The organism is Pseudoalteromonas sp. NCCP-2140 (genome assembly GCF_023708065.1).
Lineage (GTDB): Bacteria > Pseudomonadota > Gammaproteobacteria > Enterobacterales > Alteromonadaceae > Pseudoalteromonas.
This window is the reverse complement of record NZ_BRCZ01000002.1, coordinates 238,366-264,992: the sequence shown is the minus strand read 5'-3', so window position 1 is coordinate 264,992 and position 26,627 is coordinate 238,366. Positions and strand designations below refer to the sequence as shown.

Sequence of the window (26,627 nt, the reverse complement as noted above, 5' to 3'; positions counted from 1 at the left end):
TTTATCGCTATAAAGCAGGTTACTTACAAACGTCTGCTACTGCATTTGCAAAGTAATCAATGTTTGCATCACTGATACCAGCAACGTTTACACGGCTAGAACCAACAATGTAGATTGAGTACTCTTTTTGTAAGCGCTCGATTTGCTCTTTATTAATACCTAGGAATGAGAACATACCATTTTGACGGTCAATAAATGAGAAGTCTTGCTCAATACCTTTCGCTGCTAAGCTTTCTTTGATTAAAGTACGCAAACCATTAATACGATCACGCATTTCATCAAGCTCGTCATGCCACATTTGCGTCAGCTCAGTGCTACCTAAAATCGTGCTAACAATATCAGCACCATGTGCAGGAGGCATTGAATAGATGCTACGTACAACGCTTAATAATACAGAGTTTGAGATATCAGCAGTCGCAGCATCTTTAGCGATGATTGAACATGCACCGATACGCTCGCGGTATAGACCGAAGTTTTTCGAACAAGAAGAACAGATAATTAGCTCATCTACCGCTGCTGCTAATTTACGAAGACCCGCTGCGTCTTCTTCAAGGCTTGAACCAAAACCTTGGTAAGCAATATCAACCAGTGGCGTAAAACCAACTTCAACAGCAAGATCAGCAACTGTGCTCCATTGCTCAGCATTTAAATCCATACCGCTTGGGTTGTGACAACATGCGTGGAATAACACAACATCACCTTTAGGCACTTGCTTAAGGGTATTGATCATGTCATCAAATAAAAGGTCTTTATTTTCGTAATCATAGTAAGGGTATTCTTTTACTGTTAAGCCCGCCGCTTCAAATAAGCTGATGTGGTTTGCCCACGTTGGCGTAGTTACCCATACTGTCGCATCTTTATTGCAACGCTTGATGAATTCAGCTGCAACACGTAATGCACCTGTACCACCTGGTGCTTGTGCAGTGCGAACACGGTTAGCTAAAAGTGCTGGATGCTCTCCCAGTAATAAGTTTTCCATTTTTTGACAGTAATCTAGGTTACCTGCCAAGCCAATGTACGATTTACTGGTTTCGTTTTCTAAACGAAACGCTTCCGCTTTTTTAACCGCTTTTAATACAGGCGTATTGCCTTGCTCATCCTTATAAACACCTACGCCCAAATCAATTTTCTTTGGGTTTGTATCTTGTTTAAAGGCCGCCATTAGGCCAAGAATAGGATCTGTTGGTAATGGTTTTAATTCTGAGAACATTGACTATCTCTTTTTATAGGGGTTAGCGTTGCCACTAGCTTAACATAAAAACCCAGCCTGATTACTAGTTAAATTAGACCAAGAGTTGAGGAATTTTAATACAACAAGCCACAAGTAATGCAAGGGTTTGCTGATCAAAGAAATCATTATTAAATGCTTCTGCATCTATAATACCTAAGCATTCATTTTTGTCTGATAATAATGGTAAACAAGTCTCGGCTTTCACCTTCGGGTCGCAAGTATAATACTCACCACCTTGTGCAAGGTAATCGGCTACGTTATTGATCACACGCCCTTGTTTAGAAAGCGCAACTTGAACATTGTTACTACCTTTAGCAAACGCTTCAGTTAGCGGGAATAATGGACGGCTCGGTGCACCATGATAAACCAGCTTTAATAACTGAGAACCTTCATTAGTCTCTGTCGCTTGATAAATACCAAACCAATCAACTTGAGTTTGGGCAACAACAAAATCGATAATTTGCTGCAGCTTAGCCAGTTTTTCAGTATTGGTAGCATTATCGGCAACATAATCATTTAATTTGAATGGTTCATCTTGTAAGTAGCCAAACAAGCTACACGCACCACCCTCGCCTAGCTCAGGAATTTGATACTCCCAACGCACTGCTGGTAAAGCTGACTCTGCAAGATAATGTTCAAGGTTTGATAATTGCTCAGCAACCAAATTTTCTGATAATGCAAGCTGAGCTGTCGATAAGTAGTTAGAAATCATTTGGCCATCCAAACATCTATAATGCCAGAATGATAACATGCGATTTTAGTGTGAGCTAGTACTGCTTGCTGTTAATTGATAATAAATTTCGACTTGGTTGCCTGCACTATTGAAGGTCACTTTTGAAGCTACTTCCCCAAGCAAGCACAAGCCTCTACCATGCTCTCTTGCAAGGCTTTGTTGATTTGCCTGATCTTTACTAAAACCATTTCCTGAGTCGCAAACAGTAAAATATAAAGCAAGTTCTTCTGGGCAATAGCGAATATCAATAATGATTAAGGCATCGGTTAAATTAGCTAATGCCTCTTCACGCTGTTGATAATAAATTAAAAAACCATCTTCTTGATTTTTAACCTCTGAGTCGAGGCCTAACACGCCGTGGTCTAAGGCGTTATTGTAAGCCTCTGAGAGTATCAAAAAGATATTAGCGCGATGAGCGTTTAACCCAGCTACTTTGCTTATTACATCAACGACTTCCAGCACCGGATCGGTGCTTTTGATTTGCTTTGAGTTTAGGCTCAATGAAAAGTTAAAAGGTAATGCGGATAGCTGTTCAGACTTTTGCTCAGGCTCACGCATTGGTAAGCAATTTAATAATACTAGGCTCAAGTCGTCTTGTTGTTTATTACCACGGGCAAATTTATTGACTCGCTCAAGTACTTGCTCAGTAGAAATAGCCGGTTTTGAAGCGAGTACCTTTTTAAAGCGGTGCTCACCAAAATACTCGTCATGTGGGCTAGTCGTTTCAATGATACCATCAGTCGCCATGACAATACGGCATGTGTCTTCAACCTCAATATGAATAAGGGCACGTTCAAATTCATCTTCTTCTAAAATACCCAGTGCCATGTGCTGAGATTCTAGTGTTCTAATAACTTCACCATTTTGGTTGATGATATAGGTATCGGGTAAGCCGCCAAGCCATGCCGAAACACTTTTTCCGGTACTGCTGAGCTCTATAATGGTCGCGGCGCAAAACATGTGGCCGGGCAGTAATTTACCTAATACTGAGTTAATTTCTGCAGCAATATCACTTACCGACATGCCCTTACCCACCATGGTATAAAATACTCTTGAAGCAGGGAGAGCACCTACTGCAGCAGCTAAACCATGACCAGTAAAATCACCAAGCATGCAATATAAGCTACCTATTGGGCTTTGTGCTACCAAAAACATATCACCATTAAACATAGCCGCAGGTGATAAATGAAAGTCTAAATGCTTTGGAAAGGATTGTTGATTTTCGAGGGCGTTATTAAAAATATGTTCGACAATTTCATGTTCGCGTTCGACTTGATTTTGATGATATTCAAGTTGTAGATTTTGCTCTCTTGCCTTTTGGCTTAAATTACGGATCCGGCTATGCGCTTTAATTTTCGCGTTAAGAATCACTTCTTGAAACGGCTTATGCAAAAAGTCATCACCACCAACCGATAAGCAACGCTCAAAGCTCGCTTCGTCTTCTAATGAGGTAATAAAAATAATCGGTAAGTAAACTTGGCTAAAGCGCTCTTTGATAATCGCTGCGGTTTCAAAGCCGTCCATCACAGGCATAATGACATCGAGTAACACAATATCAATGGTGTGTTCTTCGAGCAGATTTAAAGCAACAAGACCGTTCTCAGCGGTATAAACACGGTAGCCCTGCTGCTCTAACATCACGGTTAATAAGCGACGATTTAAGGCAAGATCGTCTACAACCAGAATATTAAGCATCAATCAATATCGAACTTTTTATCAAAACGTGAAATTTGCAGGATTTTTTTCAGTTGCGGTTGGCAGTTACTAATTTGAATTGTTTCAACTTTGCCTGATAGGTTTTTTTTCATGTTCAGCAACATACCTAACGCAGAGCTGTCCATGTAATCTGTTTCTCTGAGATCTATAACCACTTTATCGATATTGTCGTTGAGATCGGCGTAGGCCTGACGAAAAGATTGCACCAAATTAAAATCAAATTTTCCTTTGATTTGTACGGTTAATATAGCGCCATCAGCAGAAGTGCTGCGCGTTAAACTCATAATAAACTCCTAATAAACAAATCTTTCCTGATACTTAACTAAATATAACCGCTTAAAACAAATAAGCCAAAAATTAAAACACTTAGGATGAAATTTGTTATCATTTAGCCAAGCTTCTATAACGAGATCCACTATGAGCGAAAATAATCTAGTTTATTCAACTGCTACGGGTCGCATTGAGCAACCTAAAGAAAGTAAACCAAGCCAAGGTAAAATTTTTAAAGACGGCTTTTTACGCATTGAACGTCAAACCAAAGGACGCAAAGGTAAGGGCGTGATGTTAGTTGTTGGTATCGACAGCGAGCAGCACGACTTAAAAAAATTAGCCAAAACCATTAAAAGTAAAATGGGCCAAGGTGGTGCAGTAAAAGACGGTATCATCGAAGTTCAAGGTGATGACAGAGATAAGCTAAAAGCGATTCTCGAAGGACTAAAGTTTAAAGTTAAAATTGCAGGGGGCTAATCCCCCCCTTTTTTGCGTTCTGTATTTTATGAATTCAACGAGTTGAGCTGTTCATAAAGTGCAGGCAACTCATCTTCAGGGATAGGCTTACTATAGTAGTAACCTTGCACAATATAACAGTTGTTGTTTTGTAAAAACTCAATCTGCTCGATAGTTTCCACTCCTTCGGCAACAACGTTAAGCTTTAGCTTTTGTGCCATAGCAATAATCGCAGCGGTAATTTCCATATCATTACTGTCTTGTGGAATATCTTTCACAAACGAGCGATCAACTTTCAAAATATCCACAGGGAAACGTTTTAGGTAACTCAGTGAAGAATAGCCAGTACCAAAGTCGTCGATTGAAATTGATACACCCAAGGCTTTTAACTGATGCAGTTGTAAAATAGCGGCTTCAACATGCCCCATTAGCATACTTTCTGTTAGCTCAAGGTGTAAGCGTTTAGGCTCAACACCTGTTTGCTTGATGATCTTATCCAGTGTCGACACCAAGTTGGCATCTTTAAATTGACGTGCCGACAGGTTGATTGAAATATTATTCTTTAAGTCTTGGCTTGCTAAACGTGCAGCAAACTCACACGCTTCTTGCAGTATCCATGCGCCTAATTCAACAATTAAACCAGTTGCCTCAGCAATAGGAATAAACTTAGTTGGTGGGATCATACCTTCTTTAGGATGGAACCAACGAATAAGTGCTTCGTAGCCAACCACTTGGTTATTACGACAATCCACTTGTGGCTGATAATAAACCCTAAACTGCCCTTCGCGAATACCAGTACGAAGCTCATTTTCAATGAATAAGCGCTCGTTTGCTGCAGCATTTAGCTCTTGGCTATAGAAGTGGAAAGTATTACGCCCTTTCGCTTTTGCTTCATACATCGCAAGGTCGGCATGTTTAAGTAGCTGATCTTCTTCTTGGCTATCAAATGGTGCCATTGTGATACCAATACTGGCACTGATGATCACTTCATTGTTACCTAACTTGATAGGTTCATTAAGTGTGCGCTGAATCGTATTAGCCACTTCCATGGCATGTGTTTGATGCTCAATACCACTTAATAATACCGCGAATTCATCACCGCCTAAACGCGCTATTGTATCTTCGGTACGCAAACGCTTTTTCAAGCGATTAGCCACTTCTACTAATAACTGATCCCCTGCATCATGTCCTAGCGTATCGTTGATACGTTTAAATTCATCTAAATCAAAATAAAACAAGGCAAATGCATAATGACCACGCTCAGCGAGTGCCATTGACTTGCGCAGCTGCATTCTGAAGAAAGTACGGTTAGCAAGCCCAGTTAAGGTATCAAAGTAAGCCAGTTGCTCCATTTTACGTTGGCTTTCTTTCACAAACGAAATATCTTGAGCAGATGCCACGTAACTGGTGATCTCACCACCATCTTCACGAATTGGTGAAATACTTAGCGAAACCCAAACAGATTGACGATCATTAGCTTGTAATAAGGTATCCCCGCGCCAATAATTGCGGCTACGTAAATCGATATCAATGTCATCGACTAAAATCGCCATTTCTTGGGAAATAACATTCAATAGCGGCGAGCCAATGAAATGACGCTCCTCGAAACCAGTCATTTCAACCATTTTAGGGTTCACATATTTAACTTCAAAGTCTTGGTCAGTGATCACCACCCCGGTGCCCGAGAAGGCCACAGCTTTAGATAAACGATTCGCCGCTTTTTCAGCGATTTCTTTTTCGCTAATGCGTTGGTTTAAGCCATCAATCAACTTACGTATTTCAATAGCCATATCTTTAAACGAGCCATTAAGCGTGCCAATTTCATCTTTATTGGCCTTTGGAAACTCTGTTTGTAATTGCCCTTTGCCAAAACTAACCACCGCATTAACCAACGAATGAATACGACGCAGTACTAATTGATAAAGTGCTTGATGCAATAACAAGGCAACTAAAATTGCGTACAGGATAAACAAGCCGAAGAATTTTACTTTTAACTCTTCAAGCGCAGAAAGTGCCGACGAGCGCTTTTTGTAAATACCAATATACCAGTTTAGGTTTTCCACTTTACGAATATTGATAATGTGAGTTTCGCCATCTTGTACAAATGAATTTGCAGATTCTGGTAATTTTAAACGAATAGTTTCAGAGACTAGCTTTTGCAGATCAGGATTAACAAAATCTTCGGTAAGTAACTTTTTATCTTCTCGACCATATTGCTCAAGCGTTGTTTTATCTAAATCAGGGTGAGCTAATAGCTGACCTTTAGCATCAAACACCAATAGATGTTGCTCACGGTCGCCAATAGGTAGTTGTGCCAATAAAGTTTCAAGAGCAATATCACTGCCTGTTACTCCAAAAAATTCGTTTTCGAAGTAAATAGGCACTAGCACACTCACCACCCATTTATGCCAAATTCTGTCGTAATAGACTTTTGACCAAACAGCTTCACGACTGGGGTTAGTTGCAGCCTGAGCGTAATTGAAGGTTTCGTCTTTGGTGAAATCAAAGTCACCGGGGACATTCAACGCCCAGTTTGGTGGCGCGATACGAATAAAGTTATCTTTAGTAACTAAGTAAAAATTAAAGAAGTCTTGGATTAAGGTCGGTGAAACTATTTTCCAGAGTGACTCAGAATCGTTTATAAGCTGTTTATAAAATTCAGAATAATTATCTTGAGGGATAAAGGCAGCCGATAAGCCATCTTCTGAGGTACTACGGATACTGCCATCGACGGCAAATTTGATATCTGCACTACGTTTACTTTGTAAATGCGATTCGTTTTGAAGTAGTTGGCTGCTTACGACGTTATTCGCCTGCTCGGCAATGTTGATTTTAGTTTTGATCAGGCGGTTAAATTGACGACTCAAGCGTTCACTAGAGTGCTTTAAAAGTTCGTGCTCTTCAAAAACAAGCTGTTTTTCTTCAGATTTAAGCATTAAAGCCGCAGCACATATACCCGCAATCAAACATATTGCAGAGATCAGCAGCGACAATTTCATACTTAATGAATTCACACCAAAACGTGATGGCGGTCGTCGATACACCACAGGACTACCTTATTAATAATTGTTATTATTTATTGTGCAAAAACAAATATACCAGATTCATTTTTATATTTATAAATTTTTTATAAATATAAATGAATTTTCTGAGTAAACACCGATGTTTTCTAAATTAGCTGCGATAGGCAGTTGACTTTACATACAAGTGTTTTTACATTAGTTCAATGAAACAAATTATCTCTCGCACTTACTTTTCGTTTTTTAGCTTCTTTAGATAGAGGAGGCTTAACTGTTTGCGAGATAAATTCACCGAATAGCTAAAGCCTCCCTCTTGGGAGGCTTTTTTGTTTGTGCACTGTTTTGGAATGAGGAAACCAACATGAGCATTGATACATTAAATGCGTTACGACACGATATTAATGAAATAGATTCCGACTTACTGGTATTACTGGCTAAAAGACGCCGAATTAGCCACAGCGTAGTTGAATATAAAATTGCAAATAACAAACCAATTCGCGATGAAGCTCGCGAACAAGCATTACTCGAAAAACTTATTAATTATGGTAAGTCACTTGGTCTAGATGCGTACTACATCAATAATGTGTTCCAAACCATACTTGAAGATTCTGTTTTGAACCAGCAAGCCATGCTACAAAAGAATCTAAACCCTGAAGCAATGAGCGAAAGTCATCGTGTTGCATATTTAGGTGGTCAAGGCTCTTATAGCCAATTAGCCTGTCATAAGTATTTCAGCCGTCGCCCAGGTAAAGTGATTGAGATGGGCTGCTCGAGCTTTGATCAAATCACGGGTAAAGTTGAAAGTGGCCAAGCTGATTTTGGCTTACTGCCTATTGAGAACACCAGTTCAGGTAGTATCAATGAAGTGTTCGATTTATTACAACATGCGCAAGTATCAATTGTCGGTGAGGTCACTCATAGCGTTGAACATTGTTTATTAGCAATGCCAGGTACTGAGCTTTCTCACATTAATAAAATCTTTGCTCACCCACAGCCTTTTGCTCAATGTAGCCGCTTCATTCAAGGTTTAGGTGATATTCAACATGAAACCTGTGACTCAACCTTCCATGCATTACAATCAGCGGTTGAAACTGCAAACAGCGCCGCTATCGGCTCAGCACAAGCAGGTAAAAATGTAGGTTTAGAAGTCGTTAAGTCTGGCCTTGCAAACCAAAGCGAAAACCATAGCCGCTTCATTGTCGTCGCGCGTAACCCGTTGCAAGTATCTAAGCAAATTCCAACAAAAACTAGTTTAATTATGGCCACCAAACAACAAGCGGGTTCATTGGCTGATGCCTTGATGATTTTTAAACAACATCAAATTAACCTGGTAAAATTGGAATCTCGTCCAGTACCTGGAAACCCATGGGAAGAGGTGTTTTATGTTGACCTTGAAGCAAACCTTGATGACTCGCATGTTAAGCAAGCGCTTGAAGAGCTAAAAGAACACACCCAGTACACACGTGTATTAGGCTGTTATCAAAGTGAGTCTTTGCAAGCTGTTAGTGTGTAACAGCCAGCCTAGATATGATTAATGAAAAGGAGCTGGTTGGCTCCTTTTTCGTATAATTTCATCTTAGATACTTGCACCCAATGCCCTGTCTAAGCATAATCTTGAAAACAATTTGAAATTGGAACTTTCATGAATTGGTTAGCAGAATTAGCAACTAAAAGAACACCTTGGTTATTATTAGCCGTTATTTCCCTCGCATTTGAAATCACTGCGTTATTTTTTCAATACAACATGGGCCTTGAGCCATGCATCATGTGTATTTACCAACGTACCGCTGTTTTAGGTTTACTTGCAGCAGGTGTGATGGGTGCAATTAACCCACAAAATATGGTTGTTCGCTTAGTCGCATTTGCCACTTGGGGTGTCTCTGCAATTTGGGGTTACTTTATTGCCAAAGAACACATTGCAATGCAAAACAATACTGACCCTTTTGCATTTAGCTGTGCATTTGAACCTAACTTCCCAAGTTTTATGCCCCTGCATGAATGGATCCCTAGCTTCTTTGCCGCTACTGGTGATTGCGGAAATATCGATTGGCAGTTTGCTTCTATGAGTATGCCAGCATGGATGGAAGTGATTTTTGCAGCATTTTCAGTGGTATTTGTGGCTGTTTTAGTTAGCCGATTAGTGAGCAAAAAGTCGCTATAATGATTTATTTTTTTACTAGTCAAATCCCTGCTTTAAAAAGCTTTAAAGTAAGGCAACGTCAGCAAATAATTGCTCTTGCTTTGGCTCATTTAAGTCCAAGCAAAAAGATCATTTTATCGGTTTGTAAGCTTGCTTTTTTAGCGCCATTATTTTTAGGCTTAGCCTACTTTGAAGGTTGGATGCTTATTCCTTGGTTGTTGTTAGCAGGCTTAAGTTACCCACTTATTACAACACCTATCGAAAACATGTTCGCATTAGCGCATTTAGACAAAGCTATCGATGAATTTAAACAGGGCGAATAACGCCCTGTTTAGGTGTATAGCCTGCTGTTTATAATGTAATTTTCCCCTCAAGTTTAGCAAATAGCTTATCGCCTATTCCTTTTACTTCTTTTAATTGCTCTACCGACTTAAACGGTCCCTGTTTTTTGCGGTGCTCAACAATTGCTTTAGCTTTTGACTCCCCAATACCCGGTAATTGAGTAAGTTGATCTATGCTGGCTTTGTTTATACTGAGCTTTTGCATTTTAACTTGTGTTGCTTCTGTTGGTTTAACGGCGAATGCCGATGTAGCAGGTAGTAACGCAATACTTGTGGCAAGTAAAATACTTGATAGTAATTTCATAATTTCCTCCATGATGTCCATCTTGGACAGATAGTTAGCTATTACCCAACACTCACTCCATCGCTTGTGTTTAACTTTGGGTAACAATTTAAATAAAGCTAATGTCCCTACTATTGTCAAATTTGTTAAATAAAATTTTTCTCAAGTTACTTGCAAAGTAAGCCTCGAAGCATTACTGTATATAAAAACAGTAATCAAAGTAGCGGTATTGCGCTGCAAATGCCACGCTTAAATGCAGGAGAAATCATGGCTGTTGTTGTTAAATATGTTGTAGAAAGAAACGGAGTCGAGCGCATGACGTTTACTACTAAGAAAGAAGCTGATGCGTATGACAAAATGCTCGACATTGCTGAGTCATTAGAACTAATGCTTGAAAAAGTTGATGTACCATTAAGCGAGCAACAAATTGAGTCACTGGCGCTTGAAATGGCAAAAGAAAAAGACCAATTTATGGCGGTACTTAAAGGTGCAAAAGACGCCCCAGCTAAGCCTAAAAAAGCAAAGTCAGACGACAACGTTGCTGATATAACAGAAAAAGCGGCAAGCTAAACGCAAATTTAGATCATAAAAAAGGGCAACAGATGTTGCCCTTTTTTGTGTTTAATCAAAAACTACAGTGACGACTCAACTTCATCAAATAAGTCTGTAATTTCTTTTTTCGGCTCAGCAGTTGTAAGGCTAACAACAACAATAGCAATTGTTGATAAAATAAAGCCTGGGACAATCTCATAAATGATTGCACTTAATGCTTGGCCATCAATTGTAATTGGCGCGTAAATCCAAAACAGCACTGTTGCAGCACCAACAACCATACCACTAATAGCGCCTTGTAAGTTCATACGCTTCCAGTAAAGGCTCAGTAATACGAGTGGACCAAATGCAGCACCAAAACCAGCCCATGCATTACTCACTAAATCTAAGATAGAGCTATCGCGGTCATAGGCTAGGTAAATAGCAAATAGAGCAACCAAAATAACACTAATACGACCTACTAAAACCAGCTCTTTTTGAGATGCACTACGGTTTAAATAAATCTTATAAAAATCTTCGGTTAGTGAGCTTGAACAAACTAATAACTGTGATGAAATAGTACTCATAATCGCCGCTAAAATAGCTGCCAATAAGAAGCCGGCAATTAAAGGGTGGAAGATAAGCTCAGACAACACTAGGAAAATCGTTTCTTTATCATCAATTGGCATTTGGTTTTCAAGCATATAAGCAGCACCAAATAGACCTGTTAGCACAGCACCAATAGCAGAAAGCGTCATCCACGACATACCCACACGGCGCATCGTCGGCATATCTTTCACAGAGCGCACAGACATAAAACGCACAATAATATGTGGTTGACCAAAATAACCAAGGCCCCATGCCATGGCAGAAATAATCGCTATCGTTGAACCACCTGCAAACCAATCCATCATATTAAGTGCATGAATTTCTGATTCTTTTGGTGAGCTTAATAATAAGTCATAGCGTGCATTTGCAAGTGTATCCATAACTGGCTGATCAAGCATGGTAAACGTTGCAATTGGCACAGCCAGCAACGAGATAAACATGATACAGCCTTGTACAAAGTCAGTCAGGCTCACTGCTAAGAAGCCACCAAACAAGGTATATAACACGACAACACCTGTTGTGATGTACAGACCCATTTCGTAGCTCATATTAAATGAGTTTTCGAACAACTTGCCGCCTGCAACAACACCTGATGAGGTATACAAGGTGAAGAAAACAATGATTACAATCGCAGAGATCACACGCAGAATATTTTTATTATCATCAAAGCGGTTCGCGAAGTAATCTGGAATGGTGATTGAGTCATTCGCCTTTTCTGTGTAAACACGTAAACGAGGCGCGACTAGGAAGTAGTTAGCCCAAGCACCGAGTACTAGACCTATGGCAATCCAAACCTTGCTTAAACCAAACAAATACATTGCACCCGGTAGACCCATTAGCAGCCAACCACTCATGTCTGATGCGCCAGCTGAAAGCGCAGCAACACTTGGTGATAAATTACGACCACCTAGCATATAGCCTGATACATCGTCGGTAGATTGCTTATAAGCATACAGCCCAATCCCCAGCATGACGATGAAGTACATTGCTAACGAAATTATCATTCCTGTTTCCAAATTAGCCTCCAAAAGTTGTTTAATGTTGGCTTTTAATCCGAATAATGACTCGCAAGTTATTTAATTTTAAGACATTATTGGGGTAAAAACCGATATCATCCATGACTATAACACGCTTCTGCCCCACAACTCCAATCAAGCCGATCAGTGACAGAGTTTACAATTTCAACCTTTTTATAACAAAAATATGATATTTAATCGCAAGTTATAGAATTCAATTACAAATTATCCTAGTCTTAAGGTAAAAATAAAATCAGTATTTATCCTCAATTATTCGCATTTAATTAATGCTATTTCAGGCACAATGACATATATTGCTGATGGATAAATGAATTAACCGAAGTGGACATGCCAGGACTATGTATTTTTACGCTGCACGCCAACCTATTTTAGATAAGGAAAAGAAACTTGTCGGCTACGAACTCCTATTTAGGGATGGCGTAGATAACGTGTTTCCAGACATTGATGGCGATGAAGCAACATCACGGCTCATTGAAGGTAGTCAGTTTAATTTTGGTTTAGAAGATTTAACGGATAACAAACCAGCTTACATTAATTTCACTTTAGAGACGCTCCAAAAAGGTTACCCTCTGTTATTGGGCAAAGAGCAAGTCGTTGTCGAAATTCTTGAAACTATTCAACCTGGCAAGCGTTTACTTGCACTGGTTAAAGATTTAAAAGAGCGTGGCTATACTCTAGCCCTTGATGATTACATACATCAACCTGTGTGGCGTCATTTTTATCCGTTTATCGATATGATCAAAATTGATTTTTTAACCACAGACAAAGAGTCAATTGAAGCAGTTATTGAGGCAATAAAACCTCACCCGCACATCAAGTTGCTTGCCGAAAAAGTCGAAACTTACGAGAAATACCAGCTGGCTCTGGAAATGGGCTTTAGTTACTTTCAAGGCTTCTTCTTTTCAAAACCTGAGATGGTTCAAAGCAAAACCTTACCACCCTCAGAGATGGCCCTTGCCGAGCTATTGTATGAAACGTCAAGCATGGATTTAAACCTCAAAAAAATCACTGAGGTATTCGAGCGTGATGTTAACTTATCTTACAAACTGCTTCGCTACTCGAATTCAGCTGCTTTTAAACGCCGCGCCGAAATAAGCACGATTAAACAAGCACTTATTGTTTTAGGTAGTGAAGAAATCAAACGTTTCTTATCACTTTTATTTGCTGCGCAAGTTGCCGCAGATAAACCTGCTGAGTTAATACGTTTATCACTAACCCGCGCCCGTTTTGCTGAATTACTAGCAATCAGTCATGGTAAATTACGTGATACCGGGATGGCATTCTTAACAGGCATGATGTCATTAATGGATGCTATCTTGGATGAAGATATGCCAAGCGTTATGGGCAAACTGCCATTAACGAATGAAATAAAAGGTGCCCTTCTTCATGGTGAAGGTTTGCTGGCAACTTACTTATCACTTGTTAAGTTCTATGAACAGGCAGATTGGGACAACGCAAAAGAGATTCAGCAACAGTTAGGGCTCAAACCTGAAGAAGTACCTGATGCTTATCACGATGCTCTAAGTTGGTCTAATGAGCAGATGAGTGTGTTTGGCGACTAATAAATACCAACCCCTCAATTGATATTAAAAATGCCAGCAATTGCTGGCATTTTTATGACTTAAAGATTCTCTAAAAAGTCTTCGTCAAAATCATCCGTTTCTTTTTCAACTGGCGGATTACCATCATGTAGCTCATATAATTGACGCTGGAAGTAAATATCCTTCACGAAAATATATGGGTCTAACGACTCGTTTAATAAGCTCTCTTGTGGCATTAATGAAGCACGGGCCTCAACCGCTTTAAGCGCGAACACTAATATTGTCTGTGGTGTCGTTAACGTGATTTCAGGTAAGACAAAGTTATCTACCACATCACCAGTTAAGTTTCGTGCAGTACTTGGTCCCATACCTGGGATCATCAAGTATGCGCCATCACCTACACCCCATACACCTAGAGTTTGTCCAAAGTCTTCATCGACAATTTCTAAACCCAGCGATGAAGCTACATCAAAAAAACCGAGTAGACCAACCGTAGAGTTCACTAAAAAGCGTGCCAAGCTAATACCCATATTGCCAGGTTTACCTTGCAGGCCAGCATTGACCATATCCGTTGGTGCAGTGATGTTATCGGTAAAATTAACAATGCTGCGTCTTACTGGTGTTGGCGTTACTGTAACGTAGCCAACGGCTGCTGGGCGAAGAATATAAGCGTCAAGCACGTCCATATTAAAATCATACATAGGACGGTTGAACGACTGTAATGGGTCTCGCTCATCCGCTTTTTCTTCAGGTATTTGTGCGCATCCTGCAAGCACTACAAAAAAGATAAAAAATATACTGTGCCTAAACATCGGCTATCCTTAAGGTATTAACTCATTAATTAGCAACGAATATTCTTTTACGTTTGCACGCTCTAAAACATCCGACTTGCCTTCCAACTCGCCGCTAGAAGTTACCACAGTTGCATCTTTTGATAAACGCGCAGTTAAAATAATTTTATCGACACTTGATAGGTTCAAACCTTCAACCATGGCATTTGTATCACTCAACGTCACGGTTAACGGAAAGCTATATTCGGTCATTTTTACCACAGCTAATGGCATTTGTGGACCACTGGCTGCTTTTGCAAAAACGAATAACGTGCCGTTTTGTGGCTGCGAATCTGCAAGTGCAGAGTCTAAATCAACAGTGATGCTAATTTCACTGCTTGAAGCTTCTGCGAGTTTTGTATTTGTAACTTGCTGCTCATTATTTAAATGGGCATCAATTTCAGCAATACGCTCTGCAATCATGCTATAACGCGGGTCGTTTTGCTGCATACTTGCAAGCAGTACTTCAAACGCTGTTTTTGCTTGCAGCCAATCTTTACGCTCATAAGCAATCAGGGCTAGCAATGAGATAGCATCAATATTGGTCGGGTCTGCTTTTAACACTCTCGATAACATAGTCGCCGCACGAGACATATTCGCATCACTGCCTTCCATTAGCAGAACTTGCGAGTAGCTGATCAGCACTTGCTTGTTATCTGGGTTCATTTTAAGAACCTTATCAAATGACTGCATTGCCATATCAAATTCATTTAATGACATCGCAACACGACCTAGCAGCATCCACGCCACTTCATCATCACCACTTTGATCAAGCTTGGTACGCAATGCTAAAGCAAATGCTTGCAGCTCATTCGGTGTTAACGGCTCACCATCTTGCATTACGGCACGCTCACCATACGACTTAAGGTTTGCCATCGCGTCATGCCAGCCTTTAATTTGCTGCTGACTACCCGTGTAGCCATAAAAGATAGCCGTTAAAACAATTAAAAAGCCTGCGCCAGTAAGGGCAAAAATACGGTTGTTACCTTTACTATTTAGCGCTTTTTCTGGAGACAACTCATTGAGTAAACGACGCTTTTGTTCGATAACTGACTCATCGTGCATTTGTGCATCAATACGCTGGTTATCTAAGTCAGCTTTAAGCTCGTCTAAACGTTGATGATAAATTCGGATTAACTCCGAGTTTGCATTGTGATCAAGGCGTTGAATACGTTCGCGTTTAAAAAACGGAACGACAACAAATAGCAATGCAACCAGTGTGAGTAAAACAAAAGAAGCCCACATTAATGCCATCTAGCTTTGCTCCTGACGTTGATTTTGTTCAATTAACTTTGCAAGCAGTGCCTCGTCTTGCTCTGTCCATGTTTGTTTTACAGATGCCTTACGTTGGCGTAAAACAATAAAGCCAAAGCCAAGTACCACAATTAATACTGGCAATACCCATAACACTAAGGTTGCTGGTGTTACTGGTGGATCGTAATGTACGAAGTAACCGTAACGGTCAATCATATAATCGATGACTTCATCTTTGCTTTTGCCACCTTTTACCAGCGTTAACACTTTGTCACGTAAGTCTTTGGCTACAACGGCGTCTGAATCGGCAATGTTCTGGTTTTGACATTTAGGGCAACGAAGCTCTTTGGTTAGTTCACTAAAGCGAACAGCTTGCTCTTTATCATCAAATTGATACTTGTCTTGCTCTGCAAATGCGCTAAACGTGATAAGCAAACTTGCTAAAAAAATCACGAGTCTCATTACTGTAACTCCTGCATTAACGGTGCGAATTTGGCTCGCCACACACGCGGGTTAATATCGCCGGTATGGTGCAGCAAAATAGTGCCTTGTTTATCGACTAAAAAGGTCTCTGGTGCGCCAGACACACCTAAATCAAGGGCTAATGTGCGTTTTAAATCTAAGATATTAAATTGATATGGGTCGCCAGCACGATTAAGCATGCTAGTGACATCTTCGCGTAGTGCGTTAATATCAAACTGACCATCAAAGTCAAGGTCATAGCCTTGCTCGTAGTATAAGCCAACAATCTTAACGCCCTGCTCTCTAAGCTCGGTTAAATAGCCTAACTCAGCTAAACAAGTCGGGCACCATGTGCCCCACACATTAAGTAAGTAAACTTCACCTTTTAAATCACTATCTGTCCAACGCTTTGACTCATCCATCAAATCTGGCAGATTAAAAGCTGGCATAGCCTGCCCAATACGCCCTGTTTGCAGCTCACGCGGGTTAGCAAACAAACCTTGATATAAAAACACACACAGTAAAACGAAAACCAGTAAAGGTGCTAGTGCGAGTAGTTTACGGTTCATGCTGAAGCCTCCTGCTTAGTCGATTTTTGGCGATAGCGTTTATCACCAAGTACTAAAAAGCCTGCCAGTGAAATCAAGATACCACCGAGCCACATCCAACGAACATAAGGCTTGTGGTAAATACGTAACGACCACGCACCTTGGCTTAATTGCTCACCCAGCGCTAGATATAAGTCACGTGTGAAGCCTGCATCAACAGCCGCTTCAGTCATAAACTGCATGCCAATGTCATAACGGCGTTTTTCAGCATGTAAAACGGTTACTTGTTTATCGTTTTTCAGCACAGTGACAACCCCAGCATGGCCGCTATAGTTAGCGCCGCGAATAGATTTAACACCATCAAAACGATACTGGTATTCATTTAAAGCCACAGTGTCACCCGGCTTCATTGATACATCACGCTCTACTGAATAAGCAGAGGTTAGCGTTACACCTGCAATTACGAACGCTAAACCAACGTGGCCTAAAACCATCGCCCAATAGCTTAGCCCTAAACGTTTAAAGCCTTCGCCTAAGGTTTTGTGAATAGTTACTTTTGCCGCTAAATCAACCACTGTAGTAACAACAATCCATACCGCTAGCGCAGTTGCAATAAAGGTAATAGGCGCAATTACATCGTAACTTGAATATAACCACGCTGCCGTTGCAACTAGACTAACTACAGCCGATAGCGCAAATTTGTTTTGCAACATCGACCATTTATTTTGTTTCCAACGTAACAGCGGACCCATACCCATTAAAATGGCAAACGGTACCAGTAAAATAGCAAACATCTTATTGAAGAACGGCTCACCAATCGAAATGCTACCTAAGCCAAGTTCTTTGTGGATCATTGGCAGTAATGTACCTAGCAATACAATCAGCGTTGCCACAACTAAGAAAATATTATTAAGCCAAAGCGCAACTTCACGTGAGGCAAACTTGTAACGGCCTTCACTTTTCACCTGTGAGACGCGTAATGCATAAAGCGATAAACCACCACCAACTACAATGGCTAAGAAAGCTAAAATAAACATACCGCGGTTAGGATCTGAGGCAAAAGCATGCACAGATACAATGATACCCGAGCGAACAATAAAGGTACCCAGTAAGCTTAACGAGAATGCTGCAATAGCCAACAATACGGTCCACGACTTAAATACACCGCGCTTTTCGGTGGTTGATAATGAGTGCAGCAATGCGGTTGCCACAAGCCATGGCATTAATGATGCGTTTTCAACTGGATCCCAGAACCACCAGCCACCCCAGCCAAGTTCTGAGTATGCCCACCAACTACCAATGGTAATACCGAGTGTTAAAAAGCCCCATGCTGTCATAGTCCAAGGACGAGACCACTTAGCCCAAGTATTATCAAGCTTACCTGTAAGTAACGCTGCAATAGCAAATGAGAACGACACAGATAAACCCACATAGCCCATATAAAGCAATGGCGGGTGAATGATCATACCTGGGTCTTGCAATAACGGGTTTAAATCGCGACCTTCAACAGGGAAATAAGGCAATAAGCGCTCAAATGGGCTCGACATTAATAAGGTGTATAACATAAAGCCAACACCTAAAAAGCCTAGTACACCCAGTACACGAGCACGTAATACCCAAGGTAATGATTGCGAACGCATAGCAACTACAGCGGTCCAACCCGCTTGCATTACTAACCAGAGTAAAATTGCCCCTTCATGACCACCCCATGTCGAGGTTATCTTGTAGTACCAAGGTAAGGTGCTACTTGAGTGATAAGCAACATACGAAACAGTAAAGTCGTCGGTTAAACTGGCATAAACAAGTGCAGCAAAAGACAAAAGTACAAATACGAATTGTCCAATTGCCAGTGATGGGGCGGCACGCATTAAACGTAAATTGCCGGTATGCGCGCCCCACAAAGGAAAAATACACAATAGAACACTGAGCACCATGGCCAGTGTTAAAGAAAAATAACCGAGTTCTGGGATCATATTAATTGCCGTTATCTAAGTTATACGTCGGTTTTTCGTGCTTGATACCCTTCACAGCTTCAGCAACTTCTGCAGGCATGTACTCTTCATCATGCTTTGCAAGTACTTCAAAGGCATCAATTTCATTGGCTTTAACTAGCACGCCCTGCGCCACAATCCCTTGGCCTTCACGGAATAAGTCCGGCAAAATCCCTTGATAATTAATTGTCACCATAGGGCCTTTATCAATCAGTTTAAAGCTTACCTTTAAGCTTGATTCGTCACGAACAACTGAGCCAGGTACAACCATGCCGCCAATACGTAGCTTCTGACCAATATGCGGTTTTTCTTTGTTTGGTCCTTTACCCTCAACAAGTTCACTTGGGGTATAGAATAAATTGATGTTTTCTTGCAGTGCGTACAGCACTAAACCAATCGTTGCACCCACACCAAAAATAATGGCTACAACAGCTAATAAACGTTTTTTACGTCTTGGATTCATTGCCCTGCCTCTTGCTTCGCTTTCTTAATGCGCTCTTCACGTTGTGCTTGCTGCTTTACTGAAGAGAAAATACGTTTTGTATCGTTTAACGAACTAAATAAAATACCAAGTAAAATTAATGCACAGCTACCAAAAGACAACCATACATAAAAGCCATAGCCACCCATGGCAATAAAATCTGCAAAAGAATCAAACTGCATGATTAACCTCGCTCAACCATATCACGCACCCAAGGGCGATGCTTTTCACGTTGGAGAATTTCGTTTTTAAGACGGATTAACGTCACCACACCAACAAAACCTGCAAACGCAACAATGTTAACCATTAATGGCCAAAACATGCTTGGATCAATGGCTTTAGTATCAAACTTTGTAATGGTTGCACCTTGATGCAAGGTATTCCACCACTCCACCGAGAAGTGAATAATCGGTAAGTTGATAACCCCAACAATGGCTAAGATACAAGCAGCACGCCCCGCTGCTTTTTTATCTTCAAAAGCATGATAAAGCGATAACACACCAAGGTATAAAAATAACAGAATTAACTCAGAGGTAAGACGTGCATCCCAAACCCACCATGCGCCCCACATAGGTTTACCCCATGCTGCACCGGTAATTAATGCTATCGCTGTCACACATGCCCCGACAGGTGCAATTGCAATCACTGCAAGTTCTGCATTACGTAATTGCCATACTAGTGCGATCACTGCTGCAATCGCCATAGAAGAGTAAGCGCCCATAGATAAAATAGCTGAAGGCACATGGATAAAAATAATTCGGTAGCTGTCTTTTTGTTGGTAATCGGCTGGGGCATAAGCAAGCCCCCAGACCCATCCAACAATCATACAAACCACCGTAACGACGGCGAAATAAGGCAGTAAGGTGTTACACAATTGGTAAGCACGATCTGCTTTTGCGTAGGGATGTAACCACTTCCACATATTAACTTACACTCACTTTCAATGCTGACGATATGGCAATTGGCGCCGCTATAATCGCTACGATTAGCATGGCACCAAGGATTGCAAGCTGTCCGCTATAGGCAAGCTCCATAGAGCTGGTATCAATAGCCGAGGTTGCAAAAATTAGTACAGGGATATACAAAGGCAAAACAAGCAAACTCATTAAAATGCCGCCTTTTTGTAGTCCCACAGTAAGTCCAGCGCCAATTGCGCCAATGAAGCTAAGCAATGGCGTACCTAACAATAAGGTCAGAACGGTTGCTAAAAGCGCTGAACTTTCTAAATTCAATAACAAAGCAAATACCGGGGTCATTAACACTAAAGGCAGCCCAGTGATCACCCAATGCGCTGCCACTTTTGCAAGGACAGTTAAAGGTAATGGGTATGAAGATGCAATTAATTGCTCTAATGTTCCGTCGTGATAATCATCACGAAATAGCTTATCTAGGCCCAACATAGTTGAGAGTAACGCAGCGACCCAAATAATGCCCGGTGCCATACGAGCAAGTAGACCGGGTTCAGGGCCAATTGCTAACGGAAAAAGTGTAATAACAATAAGAAAAAACAAGATAGGGTTAACGATTTCAGCACGCTGACGAAACGCTAATTTAAGATCTTTAGAAAAAACCGCAGAGAATAATTGCCAATACGAATGCTGTTTTACCATCAGTGGCGATACTCCAAAGTCACTGTTTGTAAGTCACTAAAATGTGTCGTTAAATCTTGGTGGGTAGTTAAAAGAATCGCGCCGCCAGCATTTAGGTGCTCAACAAAGCGTTCTTGTAAAAATGCCACACCGCTTTTATCAAGGGCTGTAAATGGCTCATCAAGGATCCATAGTTTGGCATTGTTTAACCACAGCCTAACTAGAGCTACACGGCGCTGTTGCCCTGCTGACAACATACGAACGGGCTCATCCTCAAGACCTACTAAGCCAATTTTAGCTAGGATCGGATACAAGTCTTGTTTGCTATCGTAGCCATTAATTTTTAGCCAAAATGCGACATTCTCAAGGGCGGTAAGCTGTGTATTTACCCCTGTTTTATGGCCGATGAATAATAATTCTTGTGCAAATTCATCATAGTATTTTGTAATCGAGCGTTCTTGGAACAAAACATCGCCTTCATCCGCCATAGCGAAACCCGCGATAATACGCAATAATGATGTTTTACCAGCCCCATTCGGACCAGCTAACTGCATAATTTGTCCCGATTTCAAGCTGAAATTAAGATCCGCAAACAAACAACGATCTTGCTTGATGCAGGTGACGGCCTTAATGTGTAACAAGATGACGATTCTCTATACCCAAAATTAGGCGTTAGTCTACCATAATGATAGGGTAATACGAATATTGCTTTAAAACGATTAACTTATATTTGATCTAAAATAATGAATAAACAAAGCCAGTTGACTCTCAGCACTCAGCTTAATCTAGACCCAAAAGCAATCAGCAGTGCATCACAGCAATCACCTAATGATGCCTTGAAAATGCTGGCTGAGCAGAGTCTAACTGCCCGTAATATCGTGATTGGTAAGCACAGTGTGCAAATGGACGTGCTAATCAATAACTCATGGCAAACATTACGCTTATCAACAGAGCAAGAAAATCTTAAAACTGAGCGCTTTTTAGCGGCCAATATTCAATTAAGTAGTGATGGTAAACAGCTGACTATCACACCAGCACCGCTGACTATTACACTTGGCAAAAGCCAGCAATTACAAGCACTACTGAACTTGCTAACGCAAGGGAGCGCAAATACAAATATGCCTCACCCAGCTCAGATTGCGCCAAGTAAACCTTTACTACAACTACCAACATTAAAAGCTGAGTTTGCTCTTAACAATAGCCTGGTTGCTCTTTTAAAAGCTGAAGCACCACTTAAAGCCATTTTGCTGCCTGCTACCAACCAACAAAATAGCTTTAATTTAAACATTATTAATCGCTTTGGGGATTCACTCCATCAGCAAAGTGTTAGCCAACAAAAAGTAGCTGAATTGGTGGCTAAGCTAACCCCTGAAATGAATTTAAAATTAGCTGGGCAACAAGTACAGTTAAGCGTTGCAAACAAGCAAAGTAATGAATTAACTTTACCGCTACCTACAATATCGCCAAAACAAGCTAAGCAAATTCAAGCGCAGTGGCAATTTCATCCTCATGCATTAAAACTAATACCCCAGCAAGTTAAAAATACTGTTGAACTTATAAATAAAGCGCCTGTGCAACAAATACTGTTAAAGAACTCGCTGTCAGAGACATTCAATCAAGCATTAAAAAGCCAAGCTGTTGAACCTAAGAGTACGTTTTTAGCGCCATCGAGCAGCTCAAATTCCCCCATTAGCTCTTGGCTAAAAGACAGTTTTGCTGATTTAAAAACGCGTATTAGTGATGCAGTGCGCTATTTTGAAAAGCTCCCTGCTACCACCAAAGCGGCTGTTTACCAGTCAACGCATCAGCTGATTGAAAGCAAAAATACGATTAGCCAACTGGGCTTTAATGCTAATAAAATCAATATAGTAAAGTTTGCCGCTATTCAACAAAGCTCGCCACAACACGCCGCCCCCCAAGTATCGCAAAATACCAGTGGGCCAGTTACAGCAAATACGCCATTACCTGCGACTAAACAGACAGTGCCATTAACCGAAAGTCAGTCTGCAAAGCAAGTTAGCTTACCAGTGAGTTATAACAAGGCTCCACCATTAATACAGTTACTGCAACGGATAAAAGTCAGTTTAGAGCCGCTTGTTAGTGCGCAAACTCAGGCGAGTCAACCAGCAATAAACAGTAGTAAAACACAACCACCATTGCTGAGCACAGATAACAATTTGCAAAAAGCACCTGTAGACAACAAAGCGGTTAGTGGCGCTGTTACTGCCATGAAATCTGACAAACCAGCCACAGAGCAGCTCGCCCAAGCTAAAAGTAACCTTGCTAATTCAGTAGTTAAAAACCCGAATGAGCAGGTTACACAAACTAAACAAGCGACATCAAGCACAGACCCAAATCCCACGGCACAAAATGTAAAGCCTGATTTAAAAGGGGCACCTGCTCCTTCGCAACAACAAGCTGTAAAAACAGTGGTTAAAAACCTTTTAGCGGCAGCGCCTAACGAGCAAGTAAAACAGAATAACTCAGCGACTCGAGCACCAGCTGAGCAAACAGCAGGGTTACAAAAAGTTGCTCAGCAGCAAACTCAATTACACGCCCCCTTTTTAGCAACAAAAGAGCCTAACTTAGCTCAACCCTTATTGCCGATAAGACCGATTGAGGCAGCACTGATTGCTAAGCTATTACCGCTTCCTGAAAGCAAACCTTTAGCAAGCACACCTCTACCGGTGCAATTAACAGAAAAACTTGTAGCTCTGAGTGAGCAAAACACATCGTCTTCGGTAGATTTAAATCGACTCGTTAATCAAGCATTTAATCGCATGATCTCGAGTCAAAACATGCATCCTACTACGATTGAACGAGAGCTTTTAAGTATCCTCAGGCCAACAGCATTACCCAGCCAGACTCAGCAAGCGAGCTTTAGCCAAGGGTTAGAACAATTAGCAGTGGCTTCACTAGCCGCGCCAATTATTAATCAAGCACCAACTAACCTTAGTTTTAATAATCAGACTGGTCTTGATGCCTTACTGCAAGTGTTAGTGCCCAACTTTAAAGCCGTTAACGGTAATAAATTACTCGAGCAGCTACAGCAGCCTGCGATGCAAGCCATGGCGGCTGAAGCTTCACAACTAAAAAACACGTTGGCTCAGGTGCAAACAACGCCTATCAATCAGCAACAAGATAATAGTGCTTTAGCGCAGTTTTTCTTACCGATGAAGTTACCTCCTGAAACAGGGCAAACAGAAATCAGCTTAGGACAATATAAAAAGCCAAGTAAAAATAAACTCGAAGCTAAGAATGTCTGGTTTGTGCGCTTGAACTTTGATTATGCTCAGCTTGGCAAGTTACAAATTACCGCAGAGGTGATGGATAAAGCGGTTGATTGCCAGTTGCTAGCGTCTTCACAAGAAGTGACAGCGCTTGCTCATCCGCATTTAGAAACGCTGCGTCATAAATTAGCAGGCCATGGCTTAAATGTAGGTGAGTTAAACTTGCAACAAGGGACGTCAAGCCACCAAGCTTTTTATAAATCCCATGCGATTATTAACATTAAGGTGTAATTCTTATGAGTGAACAAGCGGTGCATAAATCAGCAATTGGCTTACTCTACGAAGCTGGTAGCTCGCCACGAGTAACCAGTAAAGGCTTTGGTGAATTGGCTGAAGAAATCGTTAAACTTGCTGAACAAAAAGGTATTTTGATACACCAAGATGCTGATTTAGCACAAACCTTATCGCACCTTGAGTTAGGTGAAGAAATACCGAAAGAGCTCTATTATGTCATTGCCGAGTTAATTGCTTTTTCGTACGTATTACGAGGTAAATTTCCACCAGGTTGGCAAGACTTTCAAGGTAAGCTCAACATTCAAGCCTAGTGCTCAAATGTACTCAAATAAAAAAGCGCCTTATTGGGCGCCTTTTTGTTTATGAAGTGACATGAGTAGCTCAGCTTCGGCTCTAGGTAATTCGCATTCACGAATTATTTCTTCTAAATCAGCGCCTAACTCAACCATTTTAACCGCTCGCGAATAAATTTTCGCATTCGGATCATCATATTTTTGTGCATCTTGTAGTTGTTCAAGCTCTTTACTTTTTTCTTCAACAGCAACAACGCGTTTGCCAATACTCAGCATGCCGGCTCGCATCTCAGCCACTTCGCTACGTAAAATACTCAATTGCTGTTGAGCTTCTTGTAACTGTTTTTGCTTGGCTTGAACCGCCGCCGCTTGCTTATTATTATTGACAAAAATAAGCCCCAAACACACTAATACAAGTAAGATTGAGGCACCAAACAAAGAGTATAACAGCATATAATTTCCAAACGCTTATAGTGCGCTTAGCTCGTCCCACTCATCGTCATTTAATAATTTATTAAGATCAACCAAGATCAGTAACTCACCATCACGGTTAGATACACCTTGGATAAACTTAGCACTTTCTTCAGTGCCAATATTTGGCGCACTGTCAATTTCAGAGCTACGTAGATAAACCACTTCAGCTACACTGTCGACTAAAATACCGATCACTTGCTTTTCAGCTTCAATGATAACGATACGAGAATTATCAGTGACCTCAGCACCCATTAAGCCAAAACGTGCACGAGTGTCGATAACAGTAACAACATTACCACGTAAGTTAATAATACCTAACACATAAGAAGGCGCACCTGGTACAGGAGCAATTTCGGTATAGCGAAGTACTTCTTGTACCTGCATTACGTTAATGCCGTACGTTTCTTCTTCAAGTTTAAAGGTTACCCACTGTAACACTTCATCGTTGCTATCAGCGTTTTTATTTGCTGACAGTAGTCTTTCTTCACTCATGCTATTACTCCGTAAAAATAGTTACTGCTCACGGCTGTCTAAGCCCTGCTCTAGCAATTGATTTAAATTTTCAACGTCAATCAAGGCGCACATTTTCTCTTTGATGACACCTGCAAGCCAAGGCCGCTTACCTGATTTTGCTCGCCATTTTACATCTTCCTTACGAAGCGTAATATTATTTACGAGCTTTTCAGCCAATAATCCCCATTGGCTGTCACCTAAGGTGATTAAATACTGATAATCTAATGATTGTTCTAATTTTTCATCATACTTTTCTGGCATAACCCAACGTGCAGTATCAACAACATTTAGTTTTTCTTCACGGTTTAGCATTACACCTTTAAACCATTTAGGTTTACCAAATAATTGGTTAACCTCTGCCAGCTGATGAATTCCCCCTAATGCTTTTAACGGTACAGCAAGCGTTAACCCTGCGACCTCAAAGAATAATGCCTGAAATTCACCATCAAAATAGTCTTCTTGACGATCAGACGAGGTTTTTGCAACCAGTTCAGCTTTAGGTTCTGCGACTATATCTTTGATATTAGCTTGGTTCTCGGTTTTCTCAAGCTCTTTAGTCGGTTCTGGGGGTGGTAAAACAGGTTCTGGAGTAGGCTGAACGTCTGTCAGCTTTTCTTCCGTCTTAGTTTCAGGCTCTTTAACCTGCTCCAGCAGCTTTGCGACTGGCTCAAGATTTTGGTCTGTAGGCTCATCTTCACACAACAAAGCGCCCAAATATTGGGTCATCACTTTTTCATTGGCAAATAAATGCTTACTCATC

Annotated in this window: 28 protein-coding genes; 8 read left to right on the top strand and 20 right to left on the bottom strand. The window is 40.9% G+C overall.

Features of this window, described 5'->3' with window-relative positions; all coding sequences use genetic code 11:
• Window positions 1–19: 19 nt before the first annotated feature.
• The 4 genes from NFU46_RS05165 to NFU46_RS05150 form a co-directional block, all read right to left on the bottom strand.
• Window positions 20–1,210, bottom strand: coding sequence for an amino acid aminotransferase (locus NFU46_RS05165; protein ID WP_251600301.1), 1,191 nt, complete (start codon window positions 1,208–1,210; stop codon window positions 20–22).
• 73 nt (window positions 1,211–1,283) lie between these two features.
• Window positions 1,284–1,943 carry a GAF domain-containing protein gene (locus NFU46_RS05160; RefSeq protein WP_251600298.1) on the bottom strand — a complete coding sequence of 220 codons (660 nt, stop codon included), beginning with the start codon at window positions 1,941–1,943 and terminating at the stop codon, window positions 1,284–1,286.
• Between the two features lie 45 nt (window positions 1,944–1,988).
• Window positions 1,989–3,659, bottom strand: coding sequence for a fused response regulator/phosphatase (locus NFU46_RS05155; RefSeq protein WP_251600295.1), 1,671 nt, complete (start codon window positions 3,657–3,659; stop codon window positions 1,989–1,991).
• Window positions 3,659–3,964 (bottom strand): STAS domain-containing protein, encoded by a 306-nt coding sequence (locus NFU46_RS05150; protein ID WP_251600292.1) that lies wholly within the window; start codon window positions 3,962–3,964, stop codon window positions 3,659–3,661. The genes NFU46_RS05155 and NFU46_RS05150 overlap by 1 nt, the downstream gene beginning before the upstream one ends.
• A gap of 133 nt (window positions 3,965–4,097) precedes the next feature.
• On the opposite strand from NFU46_RS05150, the gene NFU46_RS05145 reads away from it, so the two are divergent.
• Window positions 4,098–4,427 (top strand): translation initiation factor, encoded by a 330-nt coding sequence (locus NFU46_RS05145; RefSeq protein ID WP_055020714.1) that lies wholly within the window; start codon window positions 4,098–4,100, stop codon window positions 4,425–4,427.
• Between the two features lie 26 nt (window positions 4,428–4,453).
• Here the strand turns inward: NFU46_RS05145 and NFU46_RS05140 are convergent, their stop codons facing one another.
• Window positions 4,454–7,453 carry an EAL domain-containing protein gene (locus NFU46_RS05140; RefSeq protein WP_251600290.1) on the bottom strand — a complete coding sequence of 1,000 codons (3,000 nt, stop codon included), beginning with the start codon at window positions 7,451–7,453 and terminating at the stop codon, window positions 4,454–4,456.
• A 334-nt stretch (window positions 7,454–7,787) separates the two neighbouring features.
• On the opposite strand from NFU46_RS05140, the gene NFU46_RS05135 reads away from it, so the two are divergent.
• From NFU46_RS05135 to NFU46_RS05125, 3 genes are all read left to right on the top strand, one after another.
• Window positions 7,788–8,939, top strand: coding sequence for a chorismate mutase (locus NFU46_RS05135; RefSeq protein WP_251600287.1), 1,152 nt, complete (start codon window positions 7,788–7,790; stop codon window positions 8,937–8,939).
• A gap of 129 nt (window positions 8,940–9,068) precedes the next feature.
• Entirely contained in the window at window positions 9,069–9,587 is a 519-nt protein-coding gene (gene dsbB / locus NFU46_RS05130) for a disulfide bond formation protein DsbB (protein ID WP_175079245.1), read from the top strand.
• Window positions 9,587–9,889 (top strand): DUF6170 family protein, encoded by a 303-nt coding sequence (locus NFU46_RS05125; protein WP_055197970.1) that lies wholly within the window; start codon window positions 9,587–9,589, stop codon window positions 9,887–9,889. The genes dsbB and NFU46_RS05125 overlap by 1 nt, the downstream gene beginning before the upstream one ends.
• Window positions 9,890–9,917: 28 nt before the next feature.
• Here the strand turns inward: NFU46_RS05125 and NFU46_RS05120 are convergent, their stop codons facing one another.
• Window positions 9,918–10,211, bottom strand: a complete 294-nt coding sequence (locus NFU46_RS05120; RefSeq protein ID WP_054562153.1) for a helix-hairpin-helix domain-containing protein — start codon at window positions 10,209–10,211, stop codon at window positions 9,918–9,920.
• 246 nt (window positions 10,212–10,457) lie between these two features.
• Here NFU46_RS05120 and NFU46_RS05115 point away from each other — a divergent pair, with 246 nt between their 5' ends.
• Window positions 10,458–10,760 (top strand): YebG family protein, encoded by a 303-nt coding sequence (locus NFU46_RS05115; RefSeq protein ID WP_251600284.1) that lies wholly within the window; start codon window positions 10,458–10,460, stop codon window positions 10,758–10,760.
• Window positions 10,761–10,822: 62 nt separating this feature from the next.
• On the opposite strand, the gene putP is transcribed toward NFU46_RS05115, so the two are convergent.
• Window positions 10,823–12,334 (bottom strand): sodium/proline symporter PutP, encoded by a 1,512-nt coding sequence (putP, locus tag NFU46_RS05110; RefSeq protein ID WP_054562154.1) that lies wholly within the window; start codon window positions 12,332–12,334, stop codon window positions 10,823–10,825.
• A gap of 371 nt (window positions 12,335–12,705) precedes the next feature.
• Here putP and NFU46_RS05105 point away from each other — a divergent pair, with 371 nt between their 5' ends.
• A complete protein-coding gene (locus NFU46_RS05105; protein ID WP_217874698.1) occupies window positions 12,706–13,929 on the top strand; it encodes an EAL and HDOD domain-containing protein in 1,224 nt (407 codons plus the stop codon).
• Window positions 13,930–13,988: 59 nt separating this feature from the next.
• Here the strand turns inward: NFU46_RS05105 and NFU46_RS05100 are convergent, their stop codons facing one another.
• From NFU46_RS05100 to ccmA, 10 genes are read right to left on the bottom strand one after another with little or no spacing between them, the layout of a single operon-like run.
• The gene (locus tag NFU46_RS05100) at window positions 13,989–14,720 is read right to left on the bottom strand and encodes a VacJ family lipoprotein (protein WP_054562156.1); all 732 of its coding nucleotides are present in this window, start codon (window positions 14,718–14,720) and stop codon (window positions 13,989–13,991) included.
• 9 nt (window positions 14,721–14,729) lie between these two features.
• Complete coding sequence (gene ccmI / locus NFU46_RS05095; RefSeq protein WP_251600281.1) at window positions 14,730–15,992, bottom strand: c-type cytochrome biogenesis protein CcmI; 1,263 nt, start codon at window positions 15,990–15,992, stop codon at window positions 14,730–14,732.
• Entirely contained in the window at window positions 15,993–16,454 is a 462-nt protein-coding gene (locus tag NFU46_RS05090; protein WP_251600278.1) for a cytochrome c-type biogenesis protein, read from the bottom strand.
• The gene (locus NFU46_RS05085) at window positions 16,454–17,023 is read right to left on the bottom strand and encodes a DsbE family thiol:disulfide interchange protein (protein ID WP_251600274.1); all 570 of its coding nucleotides are present in this window, start codon (window positions 17,021–17,023) and stop codon (window positions 16,454–16,456) included. Before NFU46_RS05085 ends, NFU46_RS05090 begins: the two co-directional genes overlap by 1 nt.
• The gene (locus NFU46_RS05080; protein ID WP_062566817.1) at window positions 17,020–18,975 is read right to left on the bottom strand and encodes a heme lyase CcmF/NrfE family subunit; all 1,956 of its coding nucleotides are present in this window, start codon (window positions 18,973–18,975) and stop codon (window positions 17,020–17,022) included. Before NFU46_RS05080 ends, NFU46_RS05085 begins: the two co-directional genes overlap by 4 nt.
• A gap of 1 nt (window position 18,976) precedes the next feature.
• Window positions 18,977–19,456, bottom strand: a complete 480-nt coding sequence (gene ccmE, locus NFU46_RS05075; protein ID WP_054562161.1) for a cytochrome c maturation protein CcmE — start codon at window positions 19,454–19,456, stop codon at window positions 18,977–18,979.
• Window positions 19,453–19,656: a heme exporter protein CcmD gene (ccmD, locus tag NFU46_RS05070; protein ID WP_054553244.1), complete on the bottom strand. Its 204-nt coding sequence runs from the start codon at window positions 19,654–19,656 to the stop codon at window positions 19,453–19,455. The genes ccmE and ccmD overlap by 4 nt, the downstream gene beginning before the upstream one ends.
• Before the next feature lie 2 nt (window positions 19,657–19,658).
• Entirely contained in the window at window positions 19,659–20,396 is a 738-nt protein-coding gene (locus tag NFU46_RS05065; RefSeq protein WP_054553245.1) for a heme ABC transporter permease, read from the bottom strand.
• 1 nt (window position 20,397) lies between these two features.
• Window positions 20,398–21,084, bottom strand: coding sequence for a heme exporter protein CcmB (gene ccmB / locus NFU46_RS05060; protein WP_054553246.1), 687 nt, complete (start codon window positions 21,082–21,084; stop codon window positions 20,398–20,400).
• On the bottom strand, window positions 21,084–21,704 hold the full coding sequence (gene ccmA / locus NFU46_RS05055) for a cytochrome c biogenesis heme-transporting ATPase CcmA (RefSeq protein WP_251600271.1): 621 nt from the start codon (window positions 21,702–21,704) through the stop codon (window positions 21,084–21,086). Before ccmA ends, ccmB begins: the two co-directional genes overlap by 1 nt.
• A 102-nt stretch (window positions 21,705–21,806) precedes the next feature.
• Between ccmA and NFU46_RS05050 the strand changes: the two genes are divergently transcribed.
• Together NFU46_RS05050 and NFU46_RS05045 are read left to right on the top strand one after the other, a co-directional pair.
• Entirely contained in the window at window positions 21,807–24,584 is a 2,778-nt protein-coding gene (locus NFU46_RS05050) for a flagellar hook-length control protein FliK (protein WP_251600268.1), read from the top strand.
• 5 nt (window positions 24,585–24,589) lie between these two features.
• The gene (locus tag NFU46_RS05045) at window positions 24,590–24,898 is read left to right on the top strand and encodes an EscU/YscU/HrcU family type III secretion system export apparatus switch protein (RefSeq protein ID WP_054562165.1); all 309 of its coding nucleotides are present in this window, start codon (window positions 24,590–24,592) and stop codon (window positions 24,896–24,898) included.
• A 30-nt stretch (window positions 24,899–24,928) separates the two neighbouring features.
• On the opposite strand, the gene NFU46_RS05040 is transcribed toward NFU46_RS05045, so the two are convergent.
• The 3 genes from NFU46_RS05040 to NFU46_RS05030 are packed head-to-tail and all read right to left on the bottom strand — an operon-like array spanning window position 24,929 to window position 26,626.
• A complete protein-coding gene (locus NFU46_RS05040) occupies window positions 24,929–25,333 on the bottom strand; it encodes a DUF2802 domain-containing protein (protein WP_248527840.1) in 405 nt (134 codons plus the stop codon).
• A 15-nt stretch (window positions 25,334–25,348) separates the two neighbouring features.
• A complete protein-coding gene (locus NFU46_RS05035; protein WP_054553251.1) occupies window positions 25,349–25,846 on the bottom strand; it encodes a chemotaxis protein CheW in 498 nt (165 codons plus the stop codon).
• Window positions 25,847–25,867: 21 nt separating this feature from the next.
• Entirely contained in the window at window positions 25,868–26,626 is a 759-nt protein-coding gene (locus NFU46_RS05030) for a chemotaxis protein CheW (protein WP_055020708.1), read from the bottom strand.
• Between the last annotated feature and the right edge of the window lies 1 nt (window position 26,627).